The organism is Diaphorobacter sp. J5-51 (assembly GCF_001023515.1).
GTDB classification, from domain to species: Bacteria; Pseudomonadota; Gammaproteobacteria; order Burkholderiales; family Burkholderiaceae_C; genus Diaphorobacter; species Diaphorobacter nitroreducens.
Map to the genome: position 1 here is coordinate 88,732 of NZ_JSYI01000023.1, position 17,186 is coordinate 105,917.

Here is a 17,186-nt window from a genome sequence, read left to right on the forward strand (position 1 = left end):
AGGCCATTTTGGCTTGTATTGTGCCGCGGTCAGACCGGCACGCCTGCCAGGCGCTGCAGCTCCTGCCAGGTGGCGGCGGGCAGCGCAATGCCTTCGCGCAGCGACTGTGCGCGCTGGCGGTAGCGGCGCTCGCCGGGCTGGCGCGTCTGGCCGGCGGCGGCCATGGCCTGCACCAGGTCCTCGCAGCGCTCGGCGAAGCCGCGGCCGGCATGCTTGGCCGGGTCGATGGCGATGATCAGTTCGCCCGTCCACGGCGTCTGCGCGCCCGGGTGCTGGCTCCAGTCGAACTCGAACGAGAAGTTGCCGCCGGTGAGCGCGGCGGCCAGCAGCTCCACCATCATCGACAGGGCCGATCCCTTGTAGCTGCTGTGCACGCCGCCGAAGGGCAGCAGCGCGCCGCCGTCCAGGATGGCGCGCGGGTCGTTCGTGGGCTGGCCGTGGCGGTCCACGCCGTGGCCGTCGGGCAGCAGGCGGCCCTCGCGCGCGGCGATCTGCACGTCGCCGTGGGCGATGGCGCTGGTGGCCAGGTCGAACACCAGCGGCTCATGGCCCGCGCGGGGCGCGGCGAAGGCGATGGGGTTGGTGCCGAAGAGCGCCGTGGTGCCGCCGCTGGGCACCACGCAGGCCATGCTGTTGACGAGTGCCAGCGCCACCAACCCGTCGTCAGCCAGCGGCTCCACGTCGGGCCACAGCGCCGCAAAGTGGTGCGAGTTGCGGATTGCCAGCAGCGCCACGCCGTTCGCGCGCGCCTTGGCCACCAGCGCCGAATAGGCGGCCCGGTAGGCGGGTTGGGCAAAGCCATTGCCGGCATCCACCGCCAGGTAACCGGGCGCCACATCCTCCACACGCGGCACGGCGCGGCCGTCCACCCAGCCGCTGGCCAATGTCGACAGGTAGCCAGGGATGCGGAACACGCCATGGCTGTGCGCGCCGTCGCGTTCGGCGCTGGCGCAGTTGTGGGCCAGCACGGTGGCCACTTCGGCGCTGGTGCCGTGCCGCTCGAAGATGCGCGCGAGCGTGCCGCGCAGGTCATCGAAAGGCACGTGCTGGACGTCGCCGCTGGCGGTGTGAGAAAGGGGCATGCAGAGGTCTCCTGTGTGGGGCGCGTAAGTGGTGTGCAGGGGGGTCTTGCTTCCAAAAGCATAGCTTCTCGCGCTCTCCCACTATGGGGCTAACGGTGTTTTCGCTTCAATCTTCGCATGATCCATCCCGCTGGGGCGCGTGTGGTGCGCATGCCGCTAGATGCCGAGTGGGTCCTGCGTGCTGCGCCGCAGTAATTGCGGGGCCATACCCCACCACCATGCTTCGCAATTCGTAGCGCCCTGCGCCAGATATGCACGGCATTGCACAGGTGCGGTGCGCTGGAGCTGCGCAGGTGTGCACTGCGCAAAAAGCGGCGGAACGCCGTGGTGGGGTGCGCGATGCTTCGCGTAAACCCTCTTTGGCGTGCGTTTGCAACCCGCCAAAGATGCAGGTCTGGATTGTCCAGGCATCCCAATCAAGGAGTGAAGTAGATGACAGAGCAGACCAAGACCCCAGGCCGCCGAAACCTACTCAAGGGTGCTGCGGTTGCCGCGGGAGCCATGTCCGTGCCCATGATCAGCACGGCCCAGACCACGGTGTTCCGATTCCAGAGCACCTGGCCCGCCAAGGATATCTTTCACGAGTTCGCGGGAGACCTGGCCAAGAAGATCAACGACATGGCGGGCAGCCGCCTGAAGATCGAGGTGTTGCCCGCGGGTGCCGTGGTGCCGGCCTTCCAGTTGCTGGATGCCGTGGCCAAGGGCACGCTGGACGGTGGCCACGGCGTGGTGGCCTACTGGTACGGCAAGAACCAAGCCGTGGCGCTGTGGGGCTCGGGCCCGGCCTTTGGCCTGGATGCCAACGGCGTGCTCGCGTGGCATTACTACGGCGGCGGTAAGGAGCTGCTCGACGAGATCTACAAGAGCCTGAACCTGGACGTGGTCTCCAAGCTCTACGGCCCCATGCCCACGCAGCCGCTGGGCTGGTTCAAGAAGCCGGTGGCGCGCGTGGAAGACCTCAAGGGTTTGAAGTTCCGCACCGTGGGGCTGGCGGTGGACGTGTTCACCGAGATGGGCGTGGCCGTGAACCCGCTGCCCGGCGGCGAGATCGTGCCCGCGCTGGACCGCGGCCTGCTGGATGCGGCCGAGTTCAACAACGCCTCCAGCGACCGCGTGCTGGGCTTTCCCGACGTGGCCAAGAACTGCATGCTGCACAGCTTCCACCAGTCCAGCGAGCAGTTCGAAGTGCTGTTCAACAAGAGCAAGTACGACGCGCTGTCGTCGGAGCTGAAGGCGGTCATCGACTACGCCGTGCAGGCCGCCAGCGCCGACATGAGCTGGAAGGCCGCCGACCGCTACGCCAAGGACTACGCCGAGATGCAATCCAAGCAGGGGGTGAAGTTCTACAAGACGCCGGACGCCATCCTGCGCGCGCAGTTGGCCGCCTGGGACAAGGTCACGGCCAAAAAAGCCGAAGAGAACGCCATGTTCAAGAAGGTGATGGACTCCATGCGCACCTTTGCGCAGAGGAGCGGCCGCTGGAAGAACGACACCGACGTCGACTTCAAGATGGCCTGGAACCACTACTTCGCGCAGCGCAAGAGCTGATGCCGCGGCAGGCCCGGCGGGCCTGCCTTTCATTCTGACGAGGGCCGGGGGCGCGCGCAGGCGGTGCCGCCCGGGCCAGCGTGTATCCGTTCATTGCCCCGCGGGGCCGCAGCGTTCTCTTCCAGCCATGCAAAAACTCTTACTCGGCATCGATGCCGTGTCCACCTTCATCGGCAAGGCGGCGGCCTGGGCCGTCGTGGGCCTGACGGCCCTGATCTGCTGGGAGGTCTTCTCGCGCTACGCGCTGAACAACCCCCATGCCTGGGTGCTGGACGCACAGATCATGCTGTACGGCACCATGTTCATGCTGGCGGGCGCCTACACCCTGGCCAAGAACGGCCACGTGCGCGGCGACGTGCTGTACGGCTTCTTCAGCCCGCGCGTGCAGGCCGGGCTGGACCTGCTGCTCTACATCCTGTTCTTCCTGCCGGGCGTGCTGGCCATGACCTGGGCCGGCTGGACCTATGCGCAGGAATCGCTGGCCATCCGCGAGCAGACGTTCTCCGCCACGCCGCTGCCGCTGTACCCCTTCAAGTTCGTGATTCCCCTGGCGGGCGCCGTGCTGCTGCTGCAGGGGCTGGCGGAGATCGCGCGCTGCGTGATCTGCCTGCGCCAGGGCGCGTGGCCCCGGCGCGGCGAGGACGTGGAAGAGGTGGACGTCGAGAAGCTCAAGGAGATGGTGCACGTGAACGACAGCGACCTGCAGGTGCCGGCTCCCGCATCCGCCGCACAGGGGGGCAAGCCATGAAGATGCGCAAGGAACTGTGGTTCGGCTTTGCCATCATGGCGCTGGTGGTGGCCGGCGCCGTCGGGATGCTGCTGGGCGTGGAGACGATCACGCGCGGCCACCTGGGCTTGCTGATGCTGTCGCTGGTGGTGGTGGCCATCATGCTGGGTTTTCCCACCGCGTTCACGCTCATGGGCATGGGCATGATCTTCACCTGGCTGGCGTACGACCGCGACATCACGCGCACGCTGGACCTGATGGTGCAGGCGGCTTACAAGAGCATGGCCAACGACGTGCTCATCGCCATTCCGTTGTTCGTGTTCATGGGCTACCTGGTCGAGCGGGCCAACCTGATCGAAAAGCTTTTCAAGAGCCTGCACCTGGCCATGGCGCGCGTGCCGGGTTCGCTGGCCGTGGCCACGCTGATCACCTGCGCCATCTTTGCCACCGCCACGGGCATCGTGGGCGCGGTGGTCACGCTGATGGGCCTGCTGGCGCTGCCGGCCATGCTGCGCGCGGGCTACAGCACGCCCATGTCGGCCGGCGCGATCACGGCGGGTGGCTGCCTGGGCATCCTGATTCCGCCGTCGGTGCTGCTGATCCTGTATGGCGCCACGGCGGGCGTATCGGTGGTGCAGCTGTACGCGGGCGCCTTCTTCCCCGGCATCATGCTGGCGGGCCTGTATGTGATGTACGTGATCCTGATGGCCAAGCTCAAGCCGGCCTGGGCGCCGCCGCTGTCGGCCGAGGAACGGCAGGTGGTGCTGCCGGCCATGACCGCCGCGCTGCCCGCCGAGACGCGGCAATATGCCCCCGTGCGCTTGCTGGATGCCCTCAAGGGCAAGCGCAATGCGCAGGTACCCACGGCCTATGTGCTGCGGCAACTGGCACTGGTGGTGATGCCGGGGCTGCTGTTCGTACTGCTGGCCACCAGCAGCTGGCGTGCGGTCACCACGGTGTCGGTGGAGGAGGCGTACGGCATCCAACCCATCGGCTTCAACGACAACTCGTCCCGGGTGGCGTCGGAGTTTGGCTTGCAGGAGCCGCCGGTGGAGGGCGGTCTGCAAGAACCGCCGCAGGAATCCACGGGCCTGCAGGAGCCTCCGGGCGCGGACAGTGGTGCGCTGGCCGAGCCCCCCGGCGCCGAGCCCGCGCAGTCCGCCCCATCCGCCCAATCTGCCCAATCTGCAGTGGGGGAGCCACCCGGCTCCACCGCAGGTGCCACGCCCCAGGCTGCCACGCAACCCGCGCCCACCTGGTGGTGGGTGATGTTTGGCGTGCTGGGTGCGGCCACCGCGCTCTTCTATCTGTTCCTGAGCTTCGCGCGGCTGGAAATCTTCAAGATGCTGCTGGGCTCGTTCTTCCCGCTGCTGACACTGATCATGGCCGTGCTGGGCTCCATCGTGTTCGGTCTGGCGACGCCGACCGAGGCGGCGGCCATGGGGGCGTTCGGCGGCTTCGTGCTGGCCGCGGCCTACAAGCGCCTGAGCATGGATGTGGTGCGCGAGTCGGTGTACCTCACGGCCAAGACCTCGGCCATGGTGTGCTGGCTGTTCGTGGGCTCGGCCATCTTCTCCGCGGCCTTCGCGCTGCTGGGGGGGCAGGAGCTCATCGAGCAGTGGGTGCTCTCCATGAACCTGAGCAAGATCGAGTTCATGGTGCTGTCGCAGGTGGTGATCTTCCTGCTGGGCTGGCCGCTGGAGTGGACGGAGATCATCGTGATCTTCATGCCCATCTTCATTCCGCTGCTGAGCCACTTCGGCGTGGACCCGCTGTTCTTCGGCCTGCTGGTGGCGCTGAACCTGCAGACCGCCTTCCTGTCGCCGCCCGTGGCCATGTCGGCGTTCTACCTGAAGGGCGTGGCGCCGCCGCATGTGACGCTCAACCAGATCTTCCTGGGCATGCTGCCGTTCATGGGCATCCAGGTGCTGGCGATCGTGCTGCTGTATGTGTGGCCGCAGATCGGTCTGTGGCTGCCGCAACTGCTCTACAAGTGATGCCGGGCCGGGGACTGCGGTCCCCGCCTCATGGCGTCAACGCGCCGCGGCCCTGCGGCGCGTGAAGTTCCACCACGGCAGCACGCGGCTCATGGCCAGCACTTCGCCGCAGTGCATGGGTGCATAGCCGGGCATGGCAGCCATGCGCCGTTGCCAGGCAGGGGTCTGCAGCAGTTCGCGCAGCGCGCGCGTGGCCGGCTGCTCCAGTGAGGACTTCAGGCAGGCCAGGTGGTAGCGCTCGTACACCAGCGGCACGAAGTCCAGCCCGCGCGCACGCGCCGCCAGCTCGATGCCCATGCCCACGTCGGCATTGCCGGCGGCGATGGCCTGCGCCAGCGCGGCGTGCGAGGGCTCATCGCGGTCGTAGCCCTCGATCTCTGCGGGTTCCAGGCCCGCCTGCGCGAGCAGGTCGGTCAACAGCACCCGCGTGCCCGTGCCCAGCGGGCGGTTGACGAAGCGCGCGCCCGTGCGCGCCACGTCCGCCAGCGAGGTCAGGCCCAGCGGGTTGCCGCGCGCCACGATCAGGCCCTGCGCGCGGCGCGCGAAGCCGATCACCTTGTGCAGCCCCGGCTGCAGCAGGGGGCGGTAGGTCTGCGCGGCCAGGGTATCCATGCCCGGCTCCTCCAGCGTGTGAAAGCCGGCGATGGTGCACCGCCCTTCGTTGAGTGCACGGATCGCGTCCACGCTGCCGGTGAAGCGGATGTCCAGGTGCAGCGCACCGCCCTGGCCCGCGTGGGCGGGCGCGGTGGCGAACGCGCGCAGCACGGACAGCGCATCGTCGTGGCTGGCATACAGCGTCAGCACATGGGCATGTTCGTCGAACGCCACGGCAAACGCGCGCTCCAGATCGGCGCGCAGCGCCTCGATCTGCGGCGCGAGCCGCGCCTGCGCCTGGCGCTCGGCCCACAGCAGCTTGGTGCCGAATTCGCTGAGCTGGGCGGACTGGCCCTTGCCCCAGACGATGAGCTCGCTGCCCAGTTGTTCTTCCCAGCGCTTGAGTGCGCCCCACACGTGGCGGTACGACAGGTCCAGCGCGCGCGCCGCGCCCGAGATGGAGCCCTGCTGCGCCACGGCCTGCAGCATGTCGAGCAGGGGATTGCGGATCAGCGCGTCGTCCGCGTCGCGGTCGAGCGTGTAGTGGAGTTGGATCCTATGCACAAGTTTTCATATCGCCGGGTATTGGATTGCTGCATACGATAGCCCAACCCATGTCCACAATGACCCAGAGCGTCGCCACGGCGCTGCACCTCATCACCTCCGCCGATGCCGCCTTGTGGACCATCGTCGTGCGTTCGCTCGCCGTGAGTGCCACGGCCTGCCTGCTCGCCTGCGGCGCGGGCGTGGTGCTGGGGGCATGGCTGGGCGTGGCGCGCTTTGCCGGGCGCGACGCGGTGCTCGCGGTGCTCAATACCCTGCTGGCCGTGCCCTCGGTGGTGGTGGGCCTGGGCGTGTACCTGCTGCTGTCGCGCACCGGCCCGCTGGGCAGCCTGGGCTGGCTGTTTTCCTTCAAGGCGATGGTGCTGGCGCAGGCGCTGCTGGTGTTGCCCGTGGTCACCGCGCTTACGCGCCAGGTGGTCGAGGACGTGGACCGCCTGCATGGCGAGCAGTTGCGCTCGCTGGGCGCCGGCACCCTGTTGCGTGCCCTGTTGGTGGCCTGGGACGAGCGCTATGCGCTGCTCACGGTGCTGATCGCCGCATTCGGCCGCGCCATCTCGGAGGTGGGCGCGGTGATGATCGTGGGCGGCAACATCGACGGCTTCACGCGCGTCATGACCACCGCCATCGCGCTGGAGACCAGCAAGGGCGACCTGCCGCTGGCGCTGGCGCTGGGCCTCGTGCTGCTGGGCGTCGTGTTGTTGCTCAACGTGGGCATTGCGCTGCTGCGTCGCTGGCGCGAACGCGTGGATGGTGCCGCCGTGGGAGGCCTGGCCGGGGTGGGGGCATGAGCGCGCTGCCGTCACCCGTCTTCCCCGGGGAGGAGAGCCCGGGCGACGTTTCCACCATCGAGCCGCCGTTGTTTGCGCTGCGCGAGCTGTCCGTGCGCTACGGCGCGGTGCAGGCGCTGGCCGGCATCAATCTGCGTGTGATGCCCGGCGAGCGCGTGGCCCTGGTGGGTGCCAACGGCAGTGGCAAGAGCACGCTGCTGCGCGCATTGCACGGCCTGGTGCGCCCCAGCGCGGGACAGCTGCGCCGCGACGGCGCGCCGCGCGTGGCCATGGTGTTCCAGCGGCCTTTCGTGTTGCGCACCAGCGCGCTGAACAACGTGGCGCTGGGATTGTGGCTGCGCCGGGTGCGCTGGCAGGAGGCCTGCGCCCAGGCCTCCGTGGCGCTGCACCGCGTGGGGCTGCAGGACATCGCGCGGCAGAACGCGCGCACCTTGTCCGGCGGGCAGCAGCAGCGGCTGGCGTTTGCGCGCGCCTGGGCCCTGCGGCCCGACGTGCTGCTGCTGGACGAGCCCACCGCCAGCCTGGACCCGCATGCCAAGCGCGAGATCGAATCGCTGATGGCCGACTTTGCCGCCAGCCACGGCAGCGCCGGCCCCGATCAGCCGGTGACCATGCTGTTCAGCAGCCACAACCTGGGACAGGTCAAGCGCCTGGCCAGCCGTGTGCTCTACCTGGAGCACGGGCGCGTGCTGGCGGACCTGCCCGTGCACGATTTTTTCAACGGCCCCCTGCCCGAGGCCGCCCGTCTGTTCGTCAAAGGAGAAATAGCATGAAAAATCACAAGCGTTTTTGGCCTCTAGCGCTTACACAGACTGCGGTAGCAGCTATTGCTTTGGTAGCGTATGGCAGCGCTGCGGCGCAGGCCATCACCCTGGCATCGACCACCTCCACCGAGCAATCGGGCCTGTTCACCCACCTACTGCCGGCCTTCAAGCAGGCCACCGGCATCGACGTGAAGGTGGTGGCCGTGGGCACCGGCCAGGCGCTGGACATGGCGCGCCGCGGCGACGCCGACGTGCTGTTCGTGCACGACCAGGTGGCCGAGGAGAAGTTCGTGGCCGACGGCTGGGGCGTGAAGCGCTACCCGGTCATGTACAACGACTTCATCCTCGTGGGTGGCAAGGCGGATGCTGCCGGCACCAAGGGCAACGACATCGCCGCCGCGCTCAAGAAGATCGCCGCGGCCAACGCGGAGTTCATCTCGCGCGGTGACAAGAGCGGCACCCATGCAGCCGAGCTGCGCTACTGGAAGATCGCCACCGAGGGCGTGAAGGGCAGCGGCTACAAGGAATGCGGGTGCGGCATGGGCCCGGCGCTGAACATCGCGGCCTCCAGCGGTGCGTACGCGCTGACGGACCGAGGCACCTGGCTCAACTTCAAGAACCGCGACAACCTCGCGGTGCTGGTGGAAGGCGACAAGCGCCTGTTCAACCAGTATGGCGTGATGGTGGTGAACCCCGCCAAGCACCCGCATGTAAAGCAGGCCGAGGCGCAGAAGTTCGTGGACTGGGTGGTCTCGCCCGCGGGCCAGAGTGCCATCGCCGGCTACAAGATCAACGGCGAGCAGCTGTTCTTCCCCAACGCCAACCCGTAAGGCCATGCCATGGACCGCCGTTCCTTGCTCCGTGTGGCCGGCGTGGCCGCAATGGCTGCCGTGTTGAGCGGTTGTGCCCAGCCTGGCGGCACGGCAATGGGTGCAAGCACGCCGTCCGCGGGCATGGGCGCGGCCACGAACGTGACCGTTTATGCCGCCGGCAGCCTGCGCGAGGCCTTCACCGAGATTGCGCGTGAGCACGAGGTGCGCACGGGCCAGAAGGTGGCATTGACCTTCGGAGCGTCCGGCCTGCTGCGCGAGCGCATCGAGTCCGGCGAGCCGGCCATGGTATTCGCCTCCGCCGATACCGAGCACCCGCAGCGCCTGGCGCGCGCGGGCGATTGGGGCGCGCCGCAGGTGTTCACCCGCAATGCCCTGTGTGCACTGGCTGCGCCCGGCGTGCCGGTGACCACGGCCAACCTGCTGGACACGCTGCTGCGCGCCGACATGCGGCTGGGCACCTCCACGCCCCAGTCGGACCCGTCGGGCGACTATGCCTGGGAGCTGTTTCGCCGGGCAGAGCAGGTACGCCCCGGCGCCTTTGCGCGGCTGGAGGCCAAGGCGCTGCAACTGACCGGCGGGCCCACCTCGCCCAAGGCGCCACCCGGTCGCGGCACCTATGCCTGGGTCATGGCCGAGGGGCGGGCGGACGTGTTTCTGACCTACTGCACCAACGCCGTTTCTGCCCACCGCGAAGTGCCGGCGCTGCAGGTGGTGCAGGTGCCGCCAGAGCTGCACGTGGCTGCAGCTTATGGGCTTACGGTGCGTCGCGGTGCGCCCCAGGCCGCGCTGGACTTTGCCCAGACCCTGATGGCCGAGCCCGCGCAGCGCGTGCTGCGGCGCCTGGGATTTGCCGCGCCCTGAGCGGCGCGCGGCACGGCTTCACCATCGCGGGCGTTGAACTTGGCGATGGGTGGGCGCACCTGCGTGTCGCGGCATGGCTGGCCCAGATGACGTGTAGCGCCGTGCGTCCGCAGGAGTGATCGTCTCAGTCCACCAGCGCCACGCCCTTGACCTGCGCAAACACCTCATCGCCCACGGCCAGCGCCAGCGTGCGGCAAGAGCGCAGCGTGATGCGCGCCAGCAGCGTGGTGCCCGCCACGTCCAGCACCACCAACACCTGGCCGGGGCCGTCGTCGGCCAACTGCGTGATGCGCGCGGGCAGCAGGTTCAGGATGCTGCTGTCCGCTGCGCGGGTGCGCGCCAGGCTCACGTCGCGCGCCAGCACGCGCAGACGCACGCTCTCGCCCACGGCGCGCGGGCGGCCGCTGGCCAACTGAATCTGCCCGCCGTCGATGGCCACAGTCAGCAACTGGTCGTGCGCATCGTGCGCCAGCACGCGGCCCTGCACCAGCGCGGCGGCGGCGTCCCCGTGCGCCAGGGGCAGGTCCAGCCGCGCCATCAGCTCGGCCGTGGGGCCCTGGGCCGTGACGCGGCCGGCCTGCAGCAGCACCAGGTGGGAGGCCAGCCGGGCCACCTCGTCGCTCGAGTGGCTCACGTAGAGCACGGGAATGTCCAGGCTGCGCTGCAGGCGCTCCAGGTAGGGCATGACCTCGGCCTTGCGCGCGGCGTCCAGTGCAGCCAGGGGTTCGTCCATCAGCAGCACGCGCGGGCTGGTGGCGAGAGCCCGCGCAATCGCCACGCGCTGGCGCTCACCGCCCGAGAGGGTGTGGGGCATGCGGGGCAGCAGGGCGCCCAGGCCCAGCAGTTCCACCGCCTGCTCCAGCGACACGCGGCGGCGTGCGGGCGGCTGGCGGCGCAGGCCGTATTCCATGTTGCGGCGCACGTCCAGGTGCGCGAACAGGCTGGCCTCCTGGAACACATAGCCCAGCGCGCGCTGGTGCGTGGGGCGCCACTGGCCGGTGGCGTCGTCCTGCCAGACTTCGCCGTTGACCTGCACGCTGCCGCGCGCGCGCTCCAGCCCCGCCAGCGCGCGCAGGCAGGTGGTCTTGCCGCAGCCCGAGGGGCCGAACAGCGCCGTCACGCCATGGCCCGGCAGCGCCAGCTGCACGTCCAGCGTGAAGTCCGGCCGCGCCAAAGACAGCCGGGCGTGAATGCCGTTCATTGCGCCCGTCATCGCCCCCCCCTGGGCTGCAGCCAGTGCAGCAGCATGAGCACGATGAACGAGAACGCCACCATGCCGCCGGCGAGCCAGTGCGCCTGGGCGTACTCCAGGGCTTCCACATGGTCGTAGATCTGCACCGACACCACGCGCGTCACCCCGGGGATGTTGCCGCCCAGCATGAGCACCACGCCGAATTCGCCCACCGTGTGCGCAAAGCTCAGGATGGCGGCCGTCACGAAACCGGGGCGCGCCAAGGGCAGGGCGACACTGAAGAACCGGTCCAGCGGGCTGGCGCCCAGCGTGGCCGCCACCTCCAGCGGTCGGCGGCCCAGCGCTTCGAAGGCGCGCTGCAGCGGCTGCACGGCGAACGGCAGCGAATACACGAGGGAGCCGACGACCAGCCCCGGGAAGGTGAACGGCAGCCGTCCCAGGCCCAGCGCCTCGGTCAGCTGCCCGATGGCGCCGCCTGGCCCCATGCTCACCAGCAGATAGAAGCCGATCACCGTGGGCGGCAGTACCAGCGGCAGCGCCACCACGGCCCCCACGGGGCCGCGCCAGCGCGAGCGCGTGTGGGCCAGCCACCAGGCCAGCGGCGTGCACAGCACCAGCAGCAGCACGGTGGTGACGCTGGCCAGCTGCAGCGTGAGCCAGATGGCGGCCCAGTCGTCAGGGCCGATCAGGGGTGTGTTCAATGCTATTAAAACAAGAGCTGTTGGCGCTTGATTTATCTGGGTTGTCAGTCGGATTGGCTGGGAAACGCTCCGCTATCATGCGCAAGGCGCTTCAAAAATCATAGCCGTAGGCACGGATGACGGCGCGCGCTTTCTCGCCGCGCAGGTACTGCATGAGCGCGTCGGCCGCGGGGTTGCCCTCGCCCCGCTGGAGCACGATGGCGTCCTGGCGGATCGGTGCGTGCATGGTGGCGGGCACGACCCAGGCCGAGCCTTCGCGCAACTGGCCGTTCTCCATCACCTGCGAGAGCGCCACGAAGCCCAGTTGCGCGTTGCCCGATGCGGCGAACTGGTAGGTCTGGCCGATGTTCTCGCCCGTGACCACGCGTGGCTGCACCTGCGCCGCAAGGCCCAGCTTGTCCAGCGTCTGCATCGCGGCCAGGCCGTAGGGCGCCAGCTTGGGGTTGGCGATGGCGATGTGCTTCCAGTCGCCGGTGCGCAGCACCTGGCCTTCGGCATCCACATAGCCGGGCTGCTTGCTCCACAGCACCAGCCGGCCGATGGCGTAGGTGAAGCGCGTGGCGCCGTTACCCAGGCCCTCGCGGGCGATCTTCTGCGGCGTGGCGTCGTCGGCCGCCAGCAGCACCCCGAACGGCGCGCCGTTGGCGATCTGCGCGTAGAACTTGCCCGTGGCGCCAAAAGACAGCACGGCCTTGTGGCCCGTGTCCTGCTCGAACTGCGCGGCGATCCGTTGCATGGGCGCGGTGAAGTTGGCGGCCACGGCCACCGACACCTCACCCGCCTGCGCTGTCGGCAGCAGGGCAGCGGCAGCCAGAGCGGACCACAGGATGGAGCGGACAGGGAAACCGGACATGAGAGGACCTCGTTATTCCATTTGTGAATAGCGAGAAGTATAGCTACCCACCCGTGCATGCCGTTTGCCGTTTGCCGTTTGCAGCATGCCGCGTGCGCCCCAAGCGCCTTGGCGCCCGTGCGCGCAAGGCGGCATGATCGCGCCCATGCAGCATTCCGTATCGTTCCTCGACGCCCTGGGCCATGGCATGGCCGACAAGCGCATCGACATCCTGCGCCAGATCGGGCAGGGCGGCTCCATCTCCCAGGCGGCGCGTGCCGTGGGCGTCAGTTACAAGGCCGCGTGGCAGGCGCTGGATACGCTGACCAACCTGGCCGGCGCACCGTTGGTGGAGCGCGTGGTGGGCGGCGTGGGCGGCGGCGGCGCGCGCCTCACGCCCGCGGGGCGGCAGTTGCTGGAGGCGGCCGATGCGATGCGGCAGGTACGCGCCACGGTGCTGGCTGGGGTGGGCGAGGGCGGCGGCGCACAGGCGGTCGCCGCGCGGCTGGCGGTGCGCACCAGCATGCGCAACCAATGGCCCTGCATCGTGCAAGGCATGCAGTCGTGTGGGCAGATCGTGCGCGTGCATCTGCGTGGGGCGGGCGACGCGGCGCAGCTGCAGGTGTTTTCGCGCATCACGCGCGAGAGCGCCGAGCTGCTGGGCCTGCGCCCGGGCGTGCCCGTGCAGGCGCTGTGCAAGGCCACGGCCGTGCGTGTGCTGGCTGCGGCACGCGCGCCTGCGCCTGGTGCCGCCAATCACTGGGCCGCGCGGGCCGCGCGCGTGTCGCGCGGCGAGTTGGGGGACGAGGTCGCGGCGCAGTTGGAGGCGGGCATGCAGATGGTGGGATTCGCTGCCGCGGGATCGGGGCTGCGCGTGCGCTCGCGTGTCGTCATGGTGGCCGAGGAGTCGGCCATCGTGATCGCCGCCGAAAGCGCATGAATGACCCGCAAGGCCCCGTGTTGGCCGGGGGCATGAAGCGTTCCTACGTAGGCGTTTATACATAGGCATTTCTCCCAGTTATGGCGCAGGGGGTGGCACTTTAGGATGCGGTGCAACATAAACATGGAGACGGTCTGTGTCGCGCACCCCGCGCGGCACGTGCCTGATGACAATGAGCGACGTCATACTGCAAACATCCCGCCTCACCAAGGAATTCAAGGGCTTCACCGCGGTCAGCGACGTGAGCCTGAGCGTGCGCCGTGGTTCCATCCACGCACTGATCGGCCCCAACGGCGCAGGCAAGACCACCTGCTTCAACCTGCTGACCAAGTTCCTGGAGCCCACCTCGGGCACCATTCATTTCAACGGCAACGACATCACCCGTGAGCAGCCTGCGCAGATCGCGCGGCGCGGCGTGATTCGCTCGTTCCAGATCTCGGCGGTGTTCCCGCACCTCACGCTGATGGAGAACGTGCGCCTGGGCCTGCAGCGCAAGCTGGGCACCAGCTACCACTTCTGGCGCAGCGAGCGCAGCCTCAGCCAGCTCAACGACCGTGCGGTGCAACTGCTGACCGAGGTCGGCCTGCAGGAGCTGGCCGACGAGGTCACGGTGAACCTGCCCTATGGCCGCAAGCGTGCGCTGGAGATCGCCACCACGCTGGCCATGGAGCCCGAACTGATGCTGCTGGACGAGCCCACGCAGGGCATGGGCCACGAGGACGTGGACCGCGTCACGCAGCTCATCAAGAAGGTGTCCGCGGGCCGCACCATCCTCATGGTGGAGCACAACATGAAGGTCATCTCGACCATCGCCGACCGCATCACGGTGCTGCAGCGCGGCGCCGTCCTGGCCGAAGGGCCCTACGAAGAAGTCTCAAAGAATCCGCAAGTCATGGAAGCGTACATGGGCACGACCGACGGCCAACTGCAGGGGGCGCACTGACATGGCCGGCACCCCCGCACTGGAAATCCGCAATCTCGAAGCCTGGTACGGCGAGTCGCACGTGCTGCACGGCGTGGACATGGTCGTGCAGCCCGGCGAAGTGGTCACGCTGCTGGGACGCAACGGCGCGGGCCGCACCTCCACCATGCGCGCCATCATGGGCCTGACCGGCGCACGCAAGGGCTCGGTGAAGATCCACGGCGTGGAGACCATCCACCTGCCAACGCACCGCATCGCGCACCTGGGCCTGGGCTACTGCCCCGAAGAGCGCGGCATCTTCTCCAGCCTGTCGTGCGAGGAGAACCTGATGCTGCCGCCCGTGCTCAAGACGGGCTCGCAGGGCATGTCGATCGACGAGATCTACGCCATGTTCCCCAACCTGGCCGAGCGCAAGAACAGCCAGGGCACGCGCCTGTCGGGCGGTGAGCAGCAGATGCTGGCCGTGGCCCGCATCCTGCGCACCGGCGCCAAGCTGCTGCTGCTGGACGAAATTTCCGAAGGCCTGGCGCCCGTGATCGTGCAGGCGCTGGCCCGCATGATCACCATGCTGCGCGAGAAGGGCTACACGGTGGTGATGGTGGAGCAGAACTTCCGCTTCGCCGCGCCGCTGGCCGACCGCTTCTACGTCATGGAGCACGGCCAGATCGCCCTGCAGTTCGGCGCCGACGAGCTGCAGGCCAAGATGCCCGTGCTCAACCAGTTGCTGGGCGTCTGACCGACCCCTTTCCCATTCGTTTCGCACCCACCAAGGAGACAACAATGCAAAAGACACTCAAGACACTGGTCGCAGTGATGGGGGCCGCCGGCCTGGCGGTATCCGCCATGCAGGCCCATGCACAGGACAAGGTCAAGATCGGTTTCATCACCGACATGTCCAGCCTCTACGCCGACGTGGAAGGCAAGAACGGCGTGGTAGCGATCCAGATGGCCATCGACGACTTTGGCGGCAAGGTGCTCGGCAAGCCCATCGAGCTGATTTCCGCCGACCACCAGAACAAGGCCGACATCGCCGCCAGCAAGGCGCGCGNATGGATCGACACGCAGAACCTGACCATGCTGTTTGGCGGCACCAACTCCGGCACCGCGCTGGCCATGGCCGAGGTGGCGAAGGATAAGAAGCGCGTCTATTTCAACAACGGCGCGGGCTCCTCGGCGCTGACCAACGCCCAGTGCAGCCCCTACACCGTGCACTACGCCTACGACACCGTGGCACTGGCCAAGGGCACCGGCGGCGCCGTGGTCAAGCAAGGCGGCAAGGACTGGTTCTTCCTGACGGCCGACTACGCCTTCGGCCAGGCGCTGGAGAACGACACGGCCGCGGTCGTGAAGGACAACGGCGGCCGCGTGCTGGGCAGCGTCAGGCACCCGCTGAACGCATCCGACTTCTCTTCGTTCCTGCTGCAGGCGCAAAGCTCCAAGGCGCAGATCCTGGGCCTGGCCAACGCGGGCGGCGACACCATCAATTCCATCAAGGCCGCCAAGGAATTCGGCATCACCAAGACCATGAAGCTGGCCGGTCTGCTCGTGTTCCTGACCGACATCCACAGCCTGGGCCTGCGCAACACCGAGGGCCTGCTGCTGACCACCAGCTGGGACTGGAACCTGAACGACCAGACGCGCGCCTTCGGCAAGAAGTTCTTCGCCAAGACCAAGCGCATGCCCACGGACATCCACGCGGCCGACTACTCCGCCACCATGAACTACCTGAAGGCCGTGCAAGCCGCCGGCACTACCGATGCCGACAAGGTCATGGAGAAGCTCAAGTCCACGCCGATCGACGACTTCTACGCCAAGGGCACGATCCGCGCCGACGGCCGCTTCGTGCACGACATGTACCTCATGCAGGTGAAGTCGCCCTCCGAATCCAAGGAACCCTGGGACTACTACAAGGTCGTGGCCAAGCTGCCCGGCGACCAGGTGTTCACCACCAAGGCCGAGAGCAAGTGCGCCCTGTGGAAGTGAGTTGAGCCACGGTCCCGGGCACTGCCCGGGACCGCGCGCGTCGACGTTGCAAACCAAAGCATGAAAGACAAAGGAGACACCACATGAAAGCGAAGCTCACGACATTGGCGTTCGTGCTCGGGGCCGCGGGGCTCATGGCGTCGACCGCGCACGCGCAGGACAAGGTCAAGATCGGCTTCATCACCGACATGTCCAGCCTCTACGCCGACGTGGAAGGCAAGAACGGTGGCGTGGCCATCCAGATGGCCATCGACGACTTTGGCGGCAAGGTGCTGGGCAAACCCATCGAGCTGCTGACGGCCGACCACCAGAACAAGGCCGACATCGCCGCCAGCAAGGCGCGCGAGTGGATCGACACCCAGGGCCTGACCATGATCTTCAGCGGCACCAACTCCGGCACTGCGCTGGCGCTGGCCAAGGTCGCGGAAGAGAAAAAGCGCGTGATGATCAACAACGGCGCGGCGTCCTCTGCGCTGACCAACGACCAGTGCACGCCCTATACCGTGCACTACGCCTACGACACCGTGGCCCTGGCCAAGGGCACGGGCGGTGCCATCGTCGACGGTGGCGGCAAGAGCTGGTTCTTCCTGACGGCGGACTATGCCTTCGGCCACGCGCTCGAGGCGGACACGTCCAGGGTCGTCAAGGAAAAGGGCGGCACGGTGGTGGGCGCGGTGCGCCACCCGCTGAATGCCTCCGACTTCTCGTCCTTCCTGCTGCAGGCGCAGAACTCCAAGGCGCAGATCCTGGGCCTGGCCAACGCCGGTGGCGACACGATCAACTCGATCAAGGCGGCCAAGGAATTCGGCATCGGGGGAGTGTCAGGATTTCTGTGTGTGAGGCTGTTGAATCCGTCAC

The 17,186-nt window shown here is 68.1% G+C and carries 17 protein-coding genes and 1 pseudogene; 13 read left to right on the forward strand and 5 right to left on the reverse strand.

The features are described from left to right. Positions 1 to 29: 29 nt before the first annotated feature. Positions 30 to 1,082 (reverse strand): Ldh family oxidoreductase, encoded by a 1,053-nt coding sequence (locus tag OX89_RS02995; protein ID WP_047349496.1) that lies wholly within the window; start codon positions 1,080 to 1,082, stop codon positions 30 to 32. Between the two features lie 432 nt (positions 1,083 to 1,514). Here OX89_RS02995 and OX89_RS03000 point away from each other — a divergent pair, with 432 nt between their 5' ends. The 3 genes from OX89_RS03000 to OX89_RS03010 all read left to right on the forward strand — a co-directional run bounded on the left by OX89_RS03000 (position 1,515) and on the right by OX89_RS03010 (position 5,354). Continuing rightward, entirely contained in the window at positions 1,515 to 2,630 is a 1,116-nt protein-coding gene (locus tag OX89_RS03000; protein ID WP_011806257.1) for a TRAP transporter substrate-binding protein, read from the forward strand. A gap of 127 nt (positions 2,631 to 2,757) precedes the next feature. Further along, positions 2,758 to 3,378, forward strand: coding sequence for a TRAP transporter small permease subunit (locus OX89_RS03005; RefSeq protein ID WP_011806256.1), 621 nt, complete (start codon positions 2,758 to 2,760; stop codon positions 3,376 to 3,378). Continuing rightward, a complete protein-coding gene (locus OX89_RS03010) occupies positions 3,375 to 5,354 on the forward strand; it encodes a TRAP transporter large permease subunit (RefSeq protein WP_047349497.1) in 1,980 nt (659 codons plus the stop codon). The genes OX89_RS03005 and OX89_RS03010 overlap by 4 nt, the downstream gene beginning before the upstream one ends. A gap of 36 nt (positions 5,355 to 5,390) precedes the next feature. Here the strand turns inward: OX89_RS03010 and OX89_RS03015 are convergent, their stop codons facing one another. Then, positions 5,391 to 6,512, reverse strand: coding sequence for a substrate-binding domain-containing protein (locus OX89_RS03015; protein ID WP_047349498.1), 1,122 nt, complete (start codon positions 6,510 to 6,512; stop codon positions 5,391 to 5,393). A 50-nt stretch (positions 6,513 to 6,562) separates the two neighbouring features. Here OX89_RS03015 and OX89_RS03020 point away from each other — a divergent pair, with 50 nt between their 5' ends. The 4 genes from OX89_RS03020 to OX89_RS03035 are packed head-to-tail and all read left to right on the forward strand — an operon-like array spanning position 6,563 to position 9,758. Further along, positions 6,563 to 7,300 (forward strand): ABC transporter permease, encoded by a 738-nt coding sequence (locus OX89_RS03020; protein ID WP_011806253.1) that lies wholly within the window; start codon positions 6,563 to 6,565, stop codon positions 7,298 to 7,300. After that, positions 7,297 to 8,073 carry a phosphate ABC transporter ATP-binding protein gene (locus OX89_RS03025; protein WP_047349499.1) on the forward strand — a complete coding sequence of 259 codons (777 nt, stop codon included), beginning with the start codon at positions 7,297 to 7,299 and terminating at the stop codon, positions 8,071 to 8,073. The genes OX89_RS03020 and OX89_RS03025 overlap by 4 nt, the downstream gene beginning before the upstream one ends. Further along, on the forward strand, positions 8,070 to 8,894 hold the full coding sequence (locus OX89_RS03030; protein ID WP_047349500.1) for a substrate-binding domain-containing protein: 825 nt from the start codon (positions 8,070 to 8,072) through the stop codon (positions 8,892 to 8,894). Before OX89_RS03025 ends, OX89_RS03030 begins: the two co-directional genes overlap by 4 nt. 9 nt (positions 8,895 to 8,903) lie before the next feature. Then, a complete protein-coding gene (locus tag OX89_RS03035; protein ID WP_052952228.1) occupies positions 8,904 to 9,758 on the forward strand; it encodes a molybdate ABC transporter substrate-binding protein in 855 nt (284 codons plus the stop codon). A 124-nt stretch (positions 9,759 to 9,882) separates the two neighbouring features. Here the strand turns inward: OX89_RS03035 and modC are convergent, their stop codons facing one another. The 3 genes from modC to modA all read right to left on the reverse strand — a co-directional run bounded on the left by modC (position 9,883) and on the right by modA (position 12,504). Beyond that, on the reverse strand, positions 9,883 to 10,959 hold the full coding sequence (gene modC / locus OX89_RS03040; protein ID WP_047349515.1) for a molybdenum ABC transporter ATP-binding protein: 1,077 nt from the start codon (positions 10,957 to 10,959) through the stop codon (positions 9,883 to 9,885). Positions 10,960 to 10,967: 8 nt separating this feature from the next. Further along, positions 10,968 to 11,651, reverse strand: a complete 684-nt coding sequence (gene modB, locus OX89_RS03045; RefSeq protein WP_047349501.1) for a molybdate ABC transporter permease subunit — start codon at positions 11,649 to 11,651, stop codon at positions 10,968 to 10,970. Positions 11,652 to 11,742: 91 nt separating this feature from the next. Then, on the reverse strand, positions 11,743 to 12,504 hold the full coding sequence (modA, locus tag OX89_RS03050) for a molybdate ABC transporter substrate-binding protein (RefSeq protein WP_047349502.1): 762 nt from the start codon (positions 12,502 to 12,504) through the stop codon (positions 11,743 to 11,745). Between the two features lie 133 nt (positions 12,505 to 12,637). Here modA and OX89_RS03055 point away from each other — a divergent pair, with 133 nt between their 5' ends. The 6 genes and pseudogenes from OX89_RS03055 to OX89_RS03075 all read left to right on the forward strand — a co-directional run. Beyond that, on the forward strand, positions 12,638 to 13,423 hold the full coding sequence (locus OX89_RS03055) for a TOBE domain-containing protein (RefSeq protein WP_047349516.1): 786 nt from the start codon (positions 12,638 to 12,640) through the stop codon (positions 13,421 to 13,423). A 172-nt stretch (positions 13,424 to 13,595) separates the two neighbouring features. Beyond that, entirely contained in the window at positions 13,596 to 14,366 is a 771-nt protein-coding gene (locus tag OX89_RS03060) for an ABC transporter ATP-binding protein (RefSeq protein WP_047349503.1), read from the forward strand. Between the two features lies 1 nt (position 14,367). After that, positions 14,368 to 15,081, forward strand: coding sequence for an ABC transporter ATP-binding protein (locus tag OX89_RS03065; RefSeq protein WP_047349504.1), 714 nt, complete (start codon positions 14,368 to 14,370; stop codon positions 15,079 to 15,081). 44 nt (positions 15,082 to 15,125) lie between these two features. Beyond that, positions 15,126 to 15,393 (forward strand): ABC transporter substrate-binding protein (locus OX89_RS18940; RefSeq protein ID WP_234305482.1); only part of this gene is annotated, 268 nt, incomplete at its 3' end. Between the two features lies 1 nt (position 15,394). After that, positions 15,395 to 16,328 (forward strand): annotated as a pseudogene (locus OX89_RS03070) (ABC transporter substrate-binding protein); the annotation flags it as partial. A gap of 83 nt (positions 16,329 to 16,411) precedes the next feature. Then, positions 16,412 to 17,186, forward strand: a 775-nt coding sequence (locus OX89_RS03075; RefSeq protein WP_047349506.1) for an ABC transporter substrate-binding protein, incomplete at its 3' end; no start/stop codon positions are given.